The sequence below is a fragment of the Arthrobacter sp. ok362 genome (assembly GCF_900102785.1).
GTDB lineage: Bacteria > Actinomycetota > Actinomycetes > Actinomycetales > Micrococcaceae > Arthrobacter.
The window spans coordinates 1-15,037 of record NZ_FNGC01000029.1 but is presented as its reverse complement, the minus strand read 5'-3'; the positions used below and the strand labels follow the sequence as shown (position 1 = coordinate 15,037).

General features: G+C 67.8%; 12 protein-coding genes and 2 pseudogenes. 10 read left to right on the top strand and 4 right to left on the bottom strand.

All coding sequences use genetic code 11. The features are described from left to right. Positions 1 to 182: 182 nt before the first annotated feature. Positions 183 to 844 (top strand): annotated as a pseudogene (locus BLQ10_RS21900) (DUF222 domain-containing protein); the annotation flags it as partial. 155 nt (positions 845 to 999) lie between these two features. Further along, entirely contained in the window at positions 1,000 to 1,383 is a 384-nt protein-coding gene (locus BLQ10_RS21895; RefSeq protein ID WP_091565094.1) for a VOC family protein, read from the top strand. Positions 1,384 to 1,543: 160 nt separating this feature from the next. Here BLQ10_RS21895 and BLQ10_RS21890 read toward each other — a convergent pair whose 3' ends face one another. Further along, complete coding sequence (locus tag BLQ10_RS21890) at positions 1,544 to 4,084, bottom strand: DNA gyrase/topoisomerase IV subunit A (protein ID WP_091565093.1); 2,541 nt, start codon at positions 4,082 to 4,084, stop codon at positions 1,544 to 1,546. A gap of 68 nt (positions 4,085 to 4,152) precedes the next feature. Here BLQ10_RS21890 and BLQ10_RS21885 point away from each other — a divergent pair, with 68 nt between their 5' ends. The 3 genes from BLQ10_RS21885 (at position 4,153) to BLQ10_RS21875 (ending at position 9,019) form a co-directional block, all read left to right on the top strand. Then, positions 4,153 to 6,864: a bifunctional acetate--CoA ligase family protein/GNAT family N-acetyltransferase gene (locus BLQ10_RS21885; protein WP_091565092.1), complete on the top strand. Its 2,712-nt coding sequence runs from the start codon at positions 4,153 to 4,155 to the stop codon at positions 6,862 to 6,864. A 102-nt stretch (positions 6,865 to 6,966) separates the two neighbouring features. Then, positions 6,967 to 7,710: a DUF5998 family protein gene (locus tag BLQ10_RS21880; RefSeq protein WP_091565091.1), complete on the top strand. Its 744-nt coding sequence runs from the start codon at positions 6,967 to 6,969 to the stop codon at positions 7,708 to 7,710. A gap of 1 nt (position 7,711) precedes the next feature. Beyond that, positions 7,712 to 9,019 (top strand): alkaline phosphatase family protein, encoded by a 1,308-nt coding sequence (locus tag BLQ10_RS21875; protein WP_254785716.1) that lies wholly within the window; start codon positions 7,712 to 7,714, stop codon positions 9,017 to 9,019. 104 nt (positions 9,020 to 9,123) lie between these two features. On the opposite strand, the gene sepH is transcribed toward BLQ10_RS21875, so the two are convergent. Beyond that, positions 9,124 to 10,548, bottom strand: a complete 1,425-nt coding sequence (sepH, locus tag BLQ10_RS21870; protein WP_091565090.1) for a septation protein SepH — start codon at positions 10,546 to 10,548, stop codon at positions 9,124 to 9,126. A gap of 320 nt (positions 10,549 to 10,868) precedes the next feature. Here sepH and BLQ10_RS21865 point away from each other — a divergent pair, with 320 nt between their 5' ends. Continuing rightward, a complete protein-coding gene (locus BLQ10_RS21865; RefSeq protein WP_090581900.1) occupies positions 10,869 to 11,168 on the top strand; it encodes a DUF4193 domain-containing protein in 300 nt (99 codons plus the stop codon). A 100-nt stretch (positions 11,169 to 11,268) separates the two neighbouring features. On the opposite strand, the gene BLQ10_RS21860 is transcribed toward BLQ10_RS21865, so the two are convergent. Then, a complete protein-coding gene (locus tag BLQ10_RS21860) occupies positions 11,269 to 11,754 on the bottom strand; it encodes a DUF3093 domain-containing protein (protein WP_091565089.1) in 486 nt (161 codons plus the stop codon). Between the two features lie 155 nt (positions 11,755 to 11,909). On the opposite strand from BLQ10_RS21860, the gene dut reads away from it, so the two are divergent. The 4 genes from dut to BLQ10_RS21840 all read left to right on the top strand — a co-directional run bounded on the left by dut (position 11,910) and on the right by BLQ10_RS21840 (position 14,656). Continuing rightward, a complete protein-coding gene (gene dut / locus BLQ10_RS21855) occupies positions 11,910 to 12,428 on the top strand; it encodes a dUTP diphosphatase (protein WP_091565088.1) in 519 nt (172 codons plus the stop codon). A 236-nt stretch (positions 12,429 to 12,664) separates the two neighbouring features. Further along, complete coding sequence (locus tag BLQ10_RS21850; protein WP_091565087.1) at positions 12,665 to 13,396, top strand: DUF3710 domain-containing protein; 732 nt, start codon at positions 12,665 to 12,667, stop codon at positions 13,394 to 13,396. Further along, positions 13,389 to 13,844 (top strand): hypothetical protein, encoded by a 456-nt coding sequence (locus BLQ10_RS21845; RefSeq protein WP_091565086.1) that lies wholly within the window; start codon positions 13,389 to 13,391, stop codon positions 13,842 to 13,844. Before BLQ10_RS21850 ends, BLQ10_RS21845 begins: the two co-directional genes overlap by 8 nt. Next, positions 13,841 to 14,656, top strand: coding sequence for a DUF3159 domain-containing protein (locus BLQ10_RS21840; protein WP_091565085.1), 816 nt, complete (start codon positions 13,841 to 13,843; stop codon positions 14,654 to 14,656). Before BLQ10_RS21845 ends, BLQ10_RS21840 begins: the two co-directional genes overlap by 4 nt. Positions 14,657 to 14,752: 96 nt before the next feature. On the opposite strand, the pseudogene BLQ10_RS22590 reads toward BLQ10_RS21840, so the two are convergent. Further along, positions 14,753 to 15,037, bottom strand: a pseudogene (locus BLQ10_RS22590) (IS481 family transposase); the annotation flags it as partial.

The window sequence follows — 15,037 nt, the reverse complement described above, 5'->3', positions numbered from 1 at the left end:
CGGTCAGTGCTGCCACCACCGGTCAGGCTTCGGTCAGTGCTGCCGCCGCCCGCGTAACGGCCTGCGTGTCCCGTGCTGCCGAGGAGCCGGCGGGGGCGGGCGCGTCGGGTGCCATCCCCGCTCCGGAGGATCCGCCCGGCCCCGGTGATGGGACCGCCGCCCGGGACGAGGACCCCGAGCTGCCGGTCCTGGACCTGCGCTCCCGGCCGCAGAAGTTGCTCGACGGCCTGGTCGGCGCCTGCAAGCTCGCACTCGCCGCCGGAACCCTGCCGGCCGCGGGCGGCCTCCGTCCCCAGGTCATGGTGACCATCGACTACCGGGACCTGCTCACCCGCCTCCAGGACAGCACCGGCGCCACGCCAGAGACCATCCCCGCAGGCTTCCGCCAGTCACCCTGCCCGGCGGGCACCGGGGCGCTTCTGTTCACCGGCCCCGTCACCGCCTCCACCGTCCGCAAGATCGCCTGCGACGCGGACATCATCCCGGTCCTCCTCGGCGGCGAGGGACGGATCCTGGACATCGGCCGGGCCTCCAGGATCTTTCCGCCCCATATCCGCAAGGCCCTCATCGCCCGCGACCAGGGCTGCGCCTTTCCCGGCTGCACCATCCCCGCACCCTGGTGCGAGGCCCACCACATCACCTACTGGTCCCGCGGCGGGACCACCGGAACGGACAACGGAACCCTGCTCTGCTCCCATCACCACCACGTGATCCACAAGGAACACTGGACCATCCAGATCCGAACCGGGATCCCTGGTTCATCCCGCCACCCCACCTCGACCCCCGCCGGCAGCCACGACGCATCCACTACTTCCGGCCGACAGATCCAGTGGCTGCCGCGTGACAGATGTCGCGTTACCGGGGGCCGCATGACACTGGGCTGACGTCCCGGCCACACCCCCGGCGGCCGCGGGAAACCCGCGAGCAGTTTCTCAGTTACGTAGGGCAGGTGAAGGAGTATTATTCCTTCCGGGGGGCGGGCCTGGAAAGAGAATAGCCATGCTCAAGGACAAGCAAGTCGGCGCAGTGCTACCGGCAGCGGACATCGCCCGTGCACGGGATTTCTACCGCGATAAGCTCGGGCTCGAACCCGAAAACTCGGACGCCGAGGACAACCTGCAGTACAAATGTGGCGGAGGAACCGCGTTCCTGCTGTACCAGACGCCCAATGCCGGAACGGCGAAGAACACCCAGATCGGCTGGATGGTCGATGACCTTCCGGGCGCTGTTGCGGAACTTCGCGCCAAGGGAGTCGTTTTCGAGGAATACGATTTCCCGGGCCTAAAAACCGAGGACAGCATCGCCACCACTCCGGACGGAAGCTCGGCCGCGTGGTTCCTGGACCCGGAGGGCAACATCCTGACCCTCGTCCACATGGCCTAGCGTCTGGCCGCTGGATGCAGGCACGGCCTTGCCGGGACTGAGATTGCCGGACACAGACCCCGGACACAGACCCCGGACAGGAGCCCAAACACAACCCAAGGTCACAAAGCCCGGCCGGATCGCGAAAGCGCTTCCGGCCGGGCTTCGTGCGTCCCCGGGACTATGGGTCGGTGCCGGCTTCCGGTTCCTCCGACCAGGCCATGCTGGGTCCAATCGCGTCGATCGCTTGGGACAGCGGGATTCCGGAGCCGTCGCGGCGGCCGTGCTCGCCGGGGAGTGAGCGCGCCACGCCGGCCAGCGAGGAAGCCTTGGCCGGGCCGTGGCCGGCCCAGCCGAGCAGCAGCGTGTCCTCGCCCTTGAGGAAGCGATGGGCCCGCACCCCGGCAGTGGCCCGGCCCTTGACCGGGTATTCGGCCAGCGCGGTGACCTTCGCAGCCCCGGGGGCCGTGCCCGGCAGGGCGCCGTCCGTTCCAGCGATGGTCACGACGACGGCGGCGGCATCAGCGGGACTGGCGGCCCCGAAGAACATCACCCGGTCCCCGGCGGCCAGCTTGATCCCGGCCATGCCGCCCGCGGTCCGGCCCTGTGGGCGGACGGCGGAGGCACTGAAGCGCAGCAGCTGGGCCTGGCGCGTGATGAAGACGAGGTCCTCGTCGTCGGACCCGGCGGGCGCAACGCCTACTACGGTGTCCTTGTCCTTGAGCGCGATCACTTCCCAGTCCTCGCGGTTCAGCGGATAGTCCGGCTGCACCCGCTTGACCACGCCCTGGGCGGTTCCGATTGCGAGGACGTGGTCCAGCGGCGCGAAGGCCACCAGCGACTCGCCCTTGAGGAGCGTGATGAAGTCCTTGGCCGGCACGCCGCCGGCCATGTTCGGCGTGCCCGAGGTCGGCGGCAGCACAGGCATGTCCATGACCTGCAGGCGCAGCATGCGGCCTTGCGAGGTTACGGCTGCGATCTCGCCGCGGGCGGTAGTTTTGACCACGGAGGAGAAAACGTCATGCCGGGTCCTCGGACCGGCCTCGGCCAGGCTGTCCTGGTTGGCGGTGCGGGCGATCTGCCCGGACACGGTGAGGATGGCCCAGCAAGGATCGTCCGCGATCTCAAGGGCCAGCGGTGCGGCTTTGCCCTTGGCTCCGGTGGCTGCGGCAACTGCGGCTGCCACGGTGGGGGAGACGGCCTCGGATTCCAGCAGCACGGTCCGGCGCGGTGTGCCGTACTTCTCCGCGATCTCGCCGAGTTCGTCCGACACCAGGGCGCGGAGCAGCGCGGGGGAGCCCAGGATAGCCTCAAGCTCCGCGATCTCCCGGCGGAGCTCTTCCTGCTCCTTCTCCAGCTCGATTCGGGAATATTTGGTCAGCTGCCGGAGCCGCAGTTCCAGGATGTAGTTGGCCTGGATCTCGGAGAGATCGTAAATGGACATCAGCCGGGTGCGGGCCGCGGCAACCTCGTCGGAGGACCGGATGATCTGGATGACCTCGTCGATGTCCACGATCGCTACCAGGAGGCCTTCGACCAGGTGCAGGCGGTCCTTCTTCTTGCCCAGCCGGAAGGCGGTGCGGCGCCGGACGACATTGATCCGGTGGTCCACGTAGACCGAGAGCAGCTGGAGCAGCCCGAGGGTCTGCGGCTGGCCGTCGACCAGCGTGACGTTGTTGATGCCGAAGGAGTCTTCCATCGGGGTGTAGCGGTAGAGCTGCTGCAGCACAGCAGTGGGATTGAAGCCGTTCTTGAGCTCAATGACCAGGCGCAGGCCGTGCTTGCGGTCCGTGAGGTCCACGACGTCGCTGATGCCGGTGAGCTTCTTGCCGTTGACGGCGTCCTTGATTTTCTCGATCACCTTCTCCGGGCCCACCATGTACGGCAGTTCTGTGACCACCAGGCCGGTGCGGCGGGCCGAGAGCTGCTCGATGTCCACCTTTGCCCGGGTCTTGAAGGAGCCGCGGCCCGTGGCATAGGCGTCGCGGATGCCGTCCAGGCCCACGATCCGGCCGCCGGTGGGCAGGTCCGGGCCGGGGACGAACCTCATGATGTCCTCGAGCGTGGCGTCCGGGTTGTCGATCAGGTGCCGGGCGGCGGCGATGACTTCCACGAGGTTGTGCGGGGCCATGTTCGTGGCCATGCCGACGGCGATGCCCGTGGCGCCGTTGACCAGCAGGTTGGGGAACGCGGCCGGCAGCACGTCCGGCTGGGTCAGCTGGTTGTCGTAGTTGGGAACGAAATCGACGACGTCCTCGTCGAGGTGGTCCGTGAGGGTCAGGGCCGCGGCGGCCAGCCGGGCCTCCGTGTAGCGGGGGGCCGCGGGGCCGTCGTCGAGCGAGCCGAAGTTTCCGTGCCCGTCGATCAGCGGCAGCCGCAGGGAGAAGTCCTGGGCCATGCGGACCATGGCGTCGTAGATCGCGGCGTCGCCGTGCGGGTGCAGCTTGCCCATGACCTCGCCCACCACGCGGGCGCTCTTGACGTGGCCGCGGTCCGGGCGCAGCCCCATGTCGGACATCATGTAGAGAATGCGCCGCTGCACGGGCTTCAGCCCGTCGCGGGCGTCCGGGAGGGCCCGCGAGTAGATCACCGAATAGGCATACTCGAGGAACGAGCCTTCCATCTCGGAAGTGACATCGATATCGACGATGTTCTCTACGAACATTCCTGCGGAATCCGGACTGGGTTCCCCTGCCGGGGGCGTGGTTTGGCGGCGTGCCATAAGGCTGGTGGATCCTTCTGAGGGGGTGCTGAACGGGTACTGCGTAAGTTTATGACTAGGCTAAGCCTATGGTGGATCAGCCGGCGGACGGCGTATATCCGGAATATTGGGAAGCCGATGTTGTCCTGCGCGACGGCGGCACAGCGCATGTGCGCCCCATCCACCCCTCCGATGCAGATGCGGTCCAGGCCTTCCACGTGGGCCAGTCCCAACGATCCATCTACATGCGCTTCTTCGCCTTCAAGTCCAAGCTGTCCAGCAAAGAACTCGAGCGCTTCACCGAGGTGGACTACAAGGACCGGGTGGCCCTGGTGATCACCATCGGCGGCGAAATCCTGGGCATCGGCCGTTACGACCGGCTCGAGGACCCGGCGGAGGCCGAGGTCGCCTTCAACATCGCCGACGCCCACCAGGGCCGCGGCATCGGCTCGATCCTGCTCGAACACCTCGCCGCCGCCGCCCGCGAAAACGGGATCCGCAAATTCAGCGCCGAGGTGCTCCCGGAGAACCGCAAGATGCTCATGGTCTTCTCCGATGCCGGCTACGACGTCAAACGGCACTTCGACGACGGCGTGGTCAGCCTTGAGTTCAACATCGACCCCACCGACAAGTCCCGCGCCGTGATGGAATCCCGGGAGCACCGCGCCGAGGCCCGCAGCATCCAGGAACTGCTCGCCCCGTCCTCCGTGGCGGTGATCGGAGCCAGCCGCAAATGGGGCACTGTGGGCTACCAGCTCCTGGAACACGTCATTGAAGGCGGGTTCAGCGGCCCGGTCTATGCGATCAACCCGGAGGCTCTGGAGCTCGCCGGCATGCTCTCTTTCGCCCGGCTGTCCGAGGTCCCCGGCCCGGTTACGCTCGCCATCATCGCGGTCCCGTACGACGAGGTCCCCAAGGTAGTCCAGGAATGCGCCGCCGCCGGCGTCAAGGGGATCGTGGTGGCCACCGCCGGGTACGCGGACGACGGCGAACGCGGCCTGGCCCGCCAGCGCGAACTGGTGCGGCAGGCCCGCGCCGACGGCATGCGCGTGATCGGCCCGGCGTCGCTGGGCATTGTCAACACCAACCCGGCCGTGTCGCTCAACGCCTCGATGGCGCCCGCCTTGGCCCGGCGGGGCGGGCTGGGGCTGTTCAGCCAGTCGGCCGCGATCGGCGTCTCCCTTTACGCCGCCTCCAGCCGCCGCCGGGTGGGTATCTCGACCTTCCTCTCCGCCGGCAACCGTGCCGACGTTTCCGGCAACGACATGATGCAGTACTGGGAGGACGACGCCGACACCACGGCGGTGGGCCTGTACCTGGAATCGATCGGCAACCCGCGCAAGTTCTCCCGGCTCGCCCGCCGCCTGGCCCGGACCAAACCGGTGATCGTGGCCAAGTCCGACGCCATGGGGCTGAACCTGCCGCCCGGGCACGCCGTCCGCACCACGCAGGCGCCCCCGGAAGCGCTGGACGCCATGATGCGGCAAGCCGGCGTGATCCGGGTCGAGACCATCGAAGAGCTCATGGACGTCGCCCAGATCGTGTCGAGCCAGCCGCTGCCCAAGGGCGCGGGGGTCGCCGTTTTCAGCAACTCGCGCGCCCTTGGCAAGGTGGTCGCGGACAGTGCCACCCGCCAGGGGCTCGGGGTGGAGCGGATTGTTGCCGACGTTGACCTCGACGCCGGCATGTCCCGGGCGCTGCCAGCCCTGCGGCGGAGCCTGCAGGAAACCCTCACCGCGGAGACTGTGCATGCGGCCGTGGTGGCGCTGCTTCCGGCGCACGGTCTCACCGTCGAAAAGATCGCCGGCGTGCTGGCCGAATGCTCCGCGGCGGCCGGCAAACCGGTGGTTGCCGCCTTTAGCGGAATCCTTGATCCCTCCATTTACGTGGAAGGCATGGTCGGCGCGGAACCGGACCAACCACACCAGCCCCTGCTTGCTCCACCTGTTCCGTGCTACTCCAACCCGGGGGCGGCAGTGGCGGCCCTGGCCGCCGTCGTGCGTTACGCCCAGTGGCTGGACCGGGATCAGGGCCTGTTCGTGGAACCCGAAGGTTGCCACCCGGAGGCTGCCCGGGCGGACCTGGAGCAGCTGCTGCGCAATGTGGGCGGCGAGCAGCTCGTCCGGCTGGACCAGGACACGGCCGCGCGGCTGCTGGGCCACTACGGCATCCGGCTGGTTCCGTCCGTCGGGTTCGAGACGGCAGAGGAGGCCGTGGCAGCGGCCGAGCAGCTCGGCTGGCCCGTGGCACTAAAGACCACGGACCCCGCCCTGCGGCACCGGCTGGACCTCGGCGGCGTGCGGCTGGACATCCAGGACGCCGATTCGCTGCGGCGCAACGTGCTGCAGATGCGCAAGTCACTTGAGCGATACGGCTCACCGTCCCTCGAAGTGCAGACGATGGTGCCCGTGGGGCAGGCCTGCACATTCCGTGCCATTGAAGACCCGCTGCTGGGCCCCGTGATCTCCTTCGGCCTGGCCGGCGACGCCGTGAACCTGCTCGATGACTGGGCCCACCGCGTGCCGCCGCTCTCCGGCTCCGACGTCCAGGACTTCATCCGGGCGCCCCGGGCGTCGCGGAAGCTCTTCGGGTATCAGGGCCTGCCCGCCGTAGACGTCATGGCCCTGGAGGATCTCGCCGCGCGCCTCACCAGGCTGAAGGACAACCATCCGGAGATCGCGCTGGTGCACTTCAATCCCGTCCTCGCCGGGCCCGACGGCGCCTCGATCCTTGCCGCCGACGTCAGGATCGCGAACGCCGCCCAGCGGACGGACAGCGCGCGCCGGGCGATGCGCAGCTAGGCCCCGTCGATGCCGGGGCGGCCCGGTCAGCGGCCTCAGCCGACGTCGGCCTTCGCGGCCGGCAGTTAGCAAGTCCCCTGCCGATCTGTGAAAATGGAGACTATGAGCTCCCAGCCTTCAACACCCAAGCCCCTGGCGACCGCCCCCGCACGCCAGACCGCGCACCACCACGGCCTCCATGACCACAGTGCGCAGGGCCAGAGTCTGGAAGGGTCGCTCCAGCAGGCCGGTTTCTACCCCCGGCTCGTGGCTGACGTCGTCGCCGATGCCCTGGACGGCCGCGACTGTGTGGCCCACCTGGTTCACCTCGAGACCCACTTCGATCGCGCCGAGGTCCGCCGCCACATCACTGTCCTGGTGTTGACCGATGACATGCTGGTCATCACCCACGTCGATGACCAGCAGCTCGACGACGCCGGTGAGCAGACCGTCGCCCAGGTGTCGACCGAGTCCGTCCCCGTCACCCAGATCCGCTCGGTGGTCCTGAGCTACGTCTACGCCCAGCCGCAGGACTACAAGCCCTCCGACCCTGTCCGGGAGCTGACGCTGTCCATCGCGTGGTCCGGCGGCCAACGCCTCGACATGGGCCCGGCCAGCTGCGGGGACCCGCAGTGCGAGGCCGATCATGGCTACAGCGGCACCATCGCGCAGGAAGACATCGTCCTGCGGATCAGTGCCGAAGCAGACGGTCTGCAGGCCGTGCAGGACGCGAAGCTGTTCGCCCGCGCCTTGCGTGCCGTGAACACCGGCTCCGCGGCCCCCGTCCCGCACAACGGGCCCGGCCTGCCGCCCCGACCACGGATGGGTGTGTTCGGGAACCGCCTCAGCCGCGGCCACCAACGCTGACATGGCTCGCGTCCGTCAACCTGAACCCGCCCAAGATCAGCTGCCAGATCCGGTGCTAAGGCCCAGCCTGGCCGCCACCGGTGTCGCGTTGCCCGTCCCGGTGGCGTCCGGAGTCGGTTCGTCCCCGCTCCCGGCCGCCCCGGCATTCGGACACCGGTCCATCGCCGAAGTCATGACCAGCGCCGCGGCAAGCCTGGGAGTCCCGGGATTCGAGAACAAACTGAATCTTCCGCCCGCCAAACGCGTTTGCGTGGTGCTGGCCGACGGACTGGGCCGGAACCTGTTGAAGCAGAAGATCGCCCACACCCCGTTCCTGCGCACGGTCCTGCAGGCCGGCCAGGGCCAAGTGCCCGTGTCGCTGGACTCGGCGTTCCCGTCCACCACCGCAGCTTCCCTCGCCAGCTTTGGCACCGGATTGTCGGCGGGCCAGCACGGCATGGTGGGCTACGACGTCCTGGACCCGGATCAGGACCGGGTCGTGAACATGCTTGGCAACTGGGACGCCGGCGTGGACCCGCGGACGTGGCAGCCGTTCCCCACCGTGTTCGAAAGGGCCGCGGGGCACGTCGATGTCACGACCGTCAGCCTCCCGCAGTTCAGCACGTCGGCCATGACCGAGGCCGCGCTTCGCGGAGGCCGTTTCCTCACTGGAACCACATCGCACGCCCGGACCGAAGCGGCCGCCGAGGCCATGGCCGGCGCCGGGCCCTCGCTGATGTACTTCTATGTCAATGAACTCGACAAGGCCGGGCACCGCCACGGCTGCCAGTCACCCCAATGGGAGCACCAGCTCGAAGAACTCGATGCCACGGTGCGGCGGCTCACCGCCACACTGCCGGCCGGCACCACTGTGCTGCTGACGGCGGACCACGGAATGGTGGACGTGCCCGAGTCGCAGCGGATCGACTACTCCGCGGAGCCGGCGCTCCTCGCCGGCGTCCGCCACACCGCCGGCGAGCCGCGGATGGTCCACCTGTACCTCGAGGATGGAAGGGACGACGCCGCCCGCGCCCGCCTGCTGGCAAACTGGCGGTCCCGTTTCGGGGACAGAATATGGGCCTTCACCCGTGAGGAAGCGATCGCGGGCGGGCTGTTCGGTGACGTGCGGGCCGAGGCCGCCTTGCGGATCGGCGACATCATGATCGCGGCCCGGGACTCGCTGGCGCTCTACGATGCGCGCCGGGTCCGGCCCACTGCCCTGGAGGTCGTGGGTCAGCACGGGTCGCTGACGAAAGCCGAACGGGAAGTCCCGTTGCTCTGCTTCCAAGCTGACGGTAAGAAAGCGCCGCGGCTGACGCGCTATGCCTGAAATTCGGGCCGAAGATCCGGGTCTGAAACCCTGGACCGACTCGGGGCTGAATGGCCGCCCTGCCGGCTGTTCGGAGCCGTTCCTCGGCGTTTGTACTGGCGCCCTTATTGGTCGTTGCGGGTTCCGAAGACGATTTCGTCCCAGCTCGGAACGCTTGACCGCTTCGGCTTGGCCGGCTGGCGCTCAGGCTGCTCGGCGCCGGCGTCGTTCCGGCTAGCGACCTGGGACTCGCGGTGCTGCCGCCGGGACGATCCGCCGCCGATCAATTCATCCAGGCCGGGGCTTGCGGTGGGGGCTTTGGCCGCCGGGCGCAGTTGCGAGGCCGCGATGGTGACTTCCCGAGTCTCGGTGCTGACGCCGTCGTGCAGTTTCAGGGCATCGTCCTCCTCCGGGAGGCGCGGTGCGAGGGTCAGCCGGGAAAGCATTGACGGCCTTCCGTCGCGCCGCCGCGTGAAGGGATCGGTTTCCGACGGGGCTGCCGCCTCCAGTGCCGGAACCTCCTGCTGCCCTGGGTTGATTACGGCTGGGTCGGCTTCGGCAGGGTCGGGGTCGTCAGCCGCAGCGGCTTCGGAAATGGGCTCCGGCTCCGTCGGTTGTGCAACATCGGGCACTTCGGGCACCTCTGCCGGACGCGGGTGGGCCGCGGGGACGCCGGTGGTCAGAAGCGTGGCCAGGGCATCGTCCGCGTCCTCGTCCACTCCGATCCGCTGTCCGCGGCGGGAACGGAGCATGTCCAGCAGCCCGTCGGCGTCCTGTTCCTGGTGGATCCGGTCCTGCTGAAGCAGCATCTGGTGAATAATGCTGTGCTGGCCGGTCGCCGTGCGGGCCGCGGCCTCAGCGTCGGTTTCAAAGTCGAAGGGCCGGTCGGAGACGGCCGTAAGGCGCCGAGTCGGCACGGGGCCCTCGAGGGGCTCAAGTTCGCTCAGCTGCTGGGCCCAGCGGTTGGCGTTCTGCAGGGACTTCCGGGCGGGATGGAAGGTCCACATGGCCGGCGGCTCCTCGCCGATCCCGGCGGGCCCGCCGGGCTTGGGCTCGAAGCGGGCCACCACGTTCCAGCTGCCGTCGGGACGCCGCCAGGAATCCCATTCCAGTGTTGAGGGTTCGACGCCGTAGGCCCTGAGGCGGTGCTCGACCATGTCGCTGAGGGACGCCGGGTTTTCACCGAACACGGACCGGTAGACGTCGTGGCCCGGGGCGGGGGAGGCCACCTCCACCTTGCGGGCCTGCTGGGCGACGTACTCGCGTTCGGCCAGGACTGGGCCCTCATAGCGCTGGACTTTCTCCAGCGGAATTCCGGACAGCTCCGCCACTTCGGCGGCGGTGGCTCCGTTGCGAATCCTGGTCTGGATGTCGCGCGGAGACATGGCAATAGGGGGCGCGGCCGCACTGGACGCGGTCTTCGCCGACATCCTGCTGGCTGCCACCCGAAGTGCTTCATCGATCGGCAGCTGGAACATCTCGCCGCCGGCGCCACTCAACAGGAGATGCTCTCCGTCGTCGTGGACGCCTACAAGCCGTAGATCCTGCATACAAATCCTCCACCCTGGCATTACTAACAATCGAAACTCTGCCACCAGCGGGACGCATTTCGGGTTAGGACGGCAGGCGCGCCGTGATTTTCCGCGACTTTCCGCCGGTTTTGGCCGGTCTGCGGAAGAGATCGTGGGGAGGAGGCCGGCGGCCTCTGGCATTCGGGAGGCGCTTAAGCAAAAATGACCGACACCGGGCACAAAAACCGCATGTCCGGCGTTGACAACGGTGAACCGCGCCCGGACCCCAGGGTTACCATCCCGGGGCCATCCTGGAACGGCGAATCAACCGAACGAATGCGGAGTGTGAGCAACAAATAATGGCGACTGATTACGATGCGCCGCGTAAGACAGAAGAGGACCTCAGTGAGGATTCGATTGAGGCTCTGAAGGCACGGCGTACGGAGAAGCCTTCCGCCGTGGTGGATGAAGATGAGTCCGACCTTGCCGAAGGCTACGAACTTCCCGGCGCTGACCTGTCCGGGGAGGAACTGCTGGTCCGGGTCATGCCCGCCCAGGCAGACGAATTCACCTGTGCCTCCTGCTTCCTCGTCCGCCACCGTTCGCAAATTGCCCGCGAAAAAGACGGCCTAAAGTACTGCAAGGACTGCGAGGGCTAGGCAGGCGGCAGCCCTGATCAGGAACCCGGGAACCAAGCGGCTAGAAGGCGGTTTGGAGCTGGTTAGCGGGCAGGCAGGAGCGGGAAAGAGGCGGTGGGAACTAGGAGTTGAGCGCGGCGATCAGTTGTTCCGGGTGGCGGGTGGACGTGAGCCAGTACGGGGTGCGATCCGACGGGTCCTCGATCTCGATTCGGACCACCGGATCTACCCATCCACGGATACATAGGAACGCCAGCCCATTGAGCCGCGTGCCCCGTTCCGCCGTCGCTTCCTTGCCGCGGAACGCCGTGATGTTGCCTAGGAACCCGCGTTCAATAGAGGCCCTGCCCACCTTCAGAGTGGTCCTGGTGACAGTGATTGACGGTGTGGACAGCACCAGCAGCACGGAGATGACGACGAAGAGCACGATCGCCGCGGTAATGCCGGCCCAGATGCTGATGGGCGCCAGCATGAGGATCCCTGCGCTGGAGAACAATACCGACACCAGCCAGATCCAGAAGTTCGGCCAGAGCTTCTCGGCGTACAGGACAGTGGAGTCGCTCGGGGCGTTCTTCGGGGCAGGCGCAGATGCGCTGGATTCGGGCATAAGCACAGCTTTTCATCTTTCCCGGGCTATTTCATCTCGGCCCCGGTCCGGCTCCAACGCGGCATCAAGCCCGCTCCAATCCCGCAGGCCGCTTGCGGGGGGCAGGCCAGCGGCGGCTAGGACGATGTTCCTTGCGGGCGTTAGAGTGAGGGACTGTGACTGAAGAAAACACCGCCGTCGCCAGTGCCGCATTGACGGCCAGCGACGCAGCCTACGGAACGCCCACCTTGACGGTACAGCTGAAAATGCTCGACGACGGGCTCGAGCCGCCGTCGTATGCGCACCCGGGCGACGCCGGCGCCGACCTTCGCGCCCGCGAGGACGTCGTCCTCGCGCCAGGGGAGCGCCGCCTCGTTCCGACAGGCGTCTCGATTGCGCTCCCGGACGGCTTCGTTGCGCTGATCCACCCCCGTTCGGGTCTCGCTACCAAGCACGGACTGACGGTGGTGAACGCCCCCGGCACGGTGGACGCCGGCTACCGCGGAGAAATCGCGGTGACACTGCTCAATACGGACCGGAACGAGGCGATCGAGCTCCGCCGCGGCGATAGAATTGCACAGATGGTCATTCAGCGTGTGGAGTACGCCAGGTTCCTCCCGGTCGAGGAGCTCGACGGCTCGGTTCGCGGCGGGGGCGGCTTCGGCTCCACCGGCGGTTTCGGCGGACCGGCCTGAGCGCAGGCCCCGGCCCGGCGACGGGAGCCCATTCGGGATTTTGCAGTGCCGCATGTGCACTGAAAGCAACACAGGCACGGAATTAACACAGGCACGGAATTAACACAGGCGCTGAGGCAAGATCAGCGGTGCAGGGAAAAATAAGCAGGCGGCCGCAGGGCAGCGGGCGGCCACGCGGACAGACGCCAGGATGGCGCCGGGCGGCGGTACAGGATCACAACTGAAGGAGACACCCCATGGTTTTTGGGCGCGGCAGGAAAGCCAAGCAGGAGCAGCCGGCAGAGCCGGGCGAGGCCACCGAAGCTGCTATTGACGCCGCCGCGACGCCGGCCGGGAACGCAGCCAAACCTGCCGGCCGGGCCGCGACTGGCCCCTTCGACGTCTCGGAAATCGACGACCAAGACGGGTACGTGGACCTCGGTGCGCTGCTGATCGCACCCCGTGAGGGCCTCCAGCTCCGCCTGGAAGTTGAAGAGGCGAGCCAGCGCGTCGTCGCTGTCACCATGGACCTGGAGGGCTCGAGCCTGCAGCTGCAGGCCTTCGCTGCCCCCCGTTCCGAGGGCCTGTGGGATGAAATCCGTGAGCAGATCGGCCAGTCGGTCGGCAGCCAAGGCGGCCAGGTCGAGGAGGTCGAGGGCAGCTTCGGCACCGAGCTCGTGGCCAAGCTTCCCGCCGGTGGCGCGGACGGCAGCGAAGGGTACCGCGTGGCCCGCTTCATCGGCGTCGACGGCCCGCGCTGGTTCCTCCGCGGCGTCTTCGGTGGCGAGGCGGCACTGGACCGCGACGCCGCGGCCGGGCTGGAAGGGCTCTTCCGGCAGATCGTCGTGGTCCGCGGCGAGAACCCCATGCCGCCGCGTGATTTGCTGCAGCTGCGCTTGCCCAAGGACACCGCGGCCGCCCCGTCGCCGCAGGCGGCCCCCGAATTCGAACAGCCCGAACGCGGACCGGAGATAACCCAGATTGGCTGATGCCGCCGGCAGGAAAGCCGCCGCCGCCATGTCGGTCCGGGACCTGCCGGACCGCGGGCGCGTGCTGTGCCACGGCTTCATCGAGTCCGTCACGTACGTGCCCGCTAACCAGGTGGCATCCTTTATCGCGATCCTGATCGATCACGACACGCCCGCTCCTGTCACCCGCTTCCCGGCCCTTGGTGGCAAGGGCGGCGCCGGAGCCGCTGCGGCCAGCAGCCTGCCGGCCAACGGGGTGTCCACCCACCGGGTGCGTCCCGGCTCGCAGCGCCAGCGGCCCGCCGGCCCCAAGGAGCGGCTGCGCGTCGTATGGCTGGGCCGGCGCCGGATCCCCGGTGTCGACGCCGGAACAGAGCTCAGGCTCGAAGGCATGGTCACCATGCGCGACGGGCTGCCCACGATCTTTAATCCCCGCTACGAAATACTCTCCCGCCAGGAGGAGCAATGACCTTGCCCGAACACCCCGAGCGGGCCCCCCAGCGGGAAGACAGGGCCGTCGGCCAGCAGGAGCCGGAGAAAACCGCAGGCGGTAACCCGGACATTTCCCCATCTGTTGCTTCCCAGCCCACCGTCGCCCAGCCCACGGTCGCCCAGCTTGCCGAGGACTATGCGGCCAAGGCCGGCCTGCACCGGTCGAGCAACGGCAACATCGACGTGCTTAAGAGCGCCGGCGGCATCCAGGGCATCGCCGAGAGCATCCTGCCTGGCCTCGTCTTCCTGATTGCCTTCACCATCGACAGGGAAAACCTGACGCTGGCTGTTATCGCTTCCCTGGCGGTCGCCGCCGTCTTCACAGTGGCACGGCTGCTCCAGCGCAAACCGCTGACGCAGGCGCTGGCGGGCTTCATCGGCGTCGGACTCTCCGCATGGCTGGCCACCTCGACCGGCAAGGCAGAGAACTTCTACGTTCTGGGGTTCTTCACCAACATCGGCTCCATCCTGGCCATGTCCATCTCCGTGGCCGTGCGCTGGCCGATCGCCGGCTTGCTCTTCGGCTTCATCCGCAACGAGGGCCTGGATTGGCGCAAGGACCCGAAACGGGTCAAGGCCTACAGCCTCGGCACGTGGGTGATAGTTTCCGTGCTGGTCCTGCGGCTCGTCGTGCAGGTGCCGCTGTACTTCATGGGGGAGCAGGGATTCGCCGCCCTCGCCACCACCCGGCTCCTCATGGGCGCCCCGCTCTACATCCTCGGCATCTGGATTGCCTGGCTGCTCACCCGGCCGGCCCCGGTGCCCGCCGGTGCCAAAGAGCCCAACTGACCTGTTGCTCTATCAGTTATGGCCGTTCCCAGCTCTGTGATGTCTCACCTCATCGTTGACACTTCATGTCTCAACTGATCGTGGACGGTTCATGTCTCAGGACTTCGTGGACGGTTGCTTGTTGGGGCCGCTGCGGCCGATGTAGACGGTTCCTTTGGGCGGGCGTGGGTGGCTGATGATTTCGGTTCCGCGGGCGTCGAAGAACATGATGGTTTCGTCGTCGTAGAGGACGTGGATCTGTTCTCCTGCGTGATTCATGCCGATGTAGAAGTGCATGCCGATGACCGTGACTTCGCCCTGACGCCCTACCTTCCGTTGCACGCTGTGGCGGGGTGCGGGTTGGCGGGTCGCGGGGGTCGGGGGCTCGGGCGGCAGGGCTGT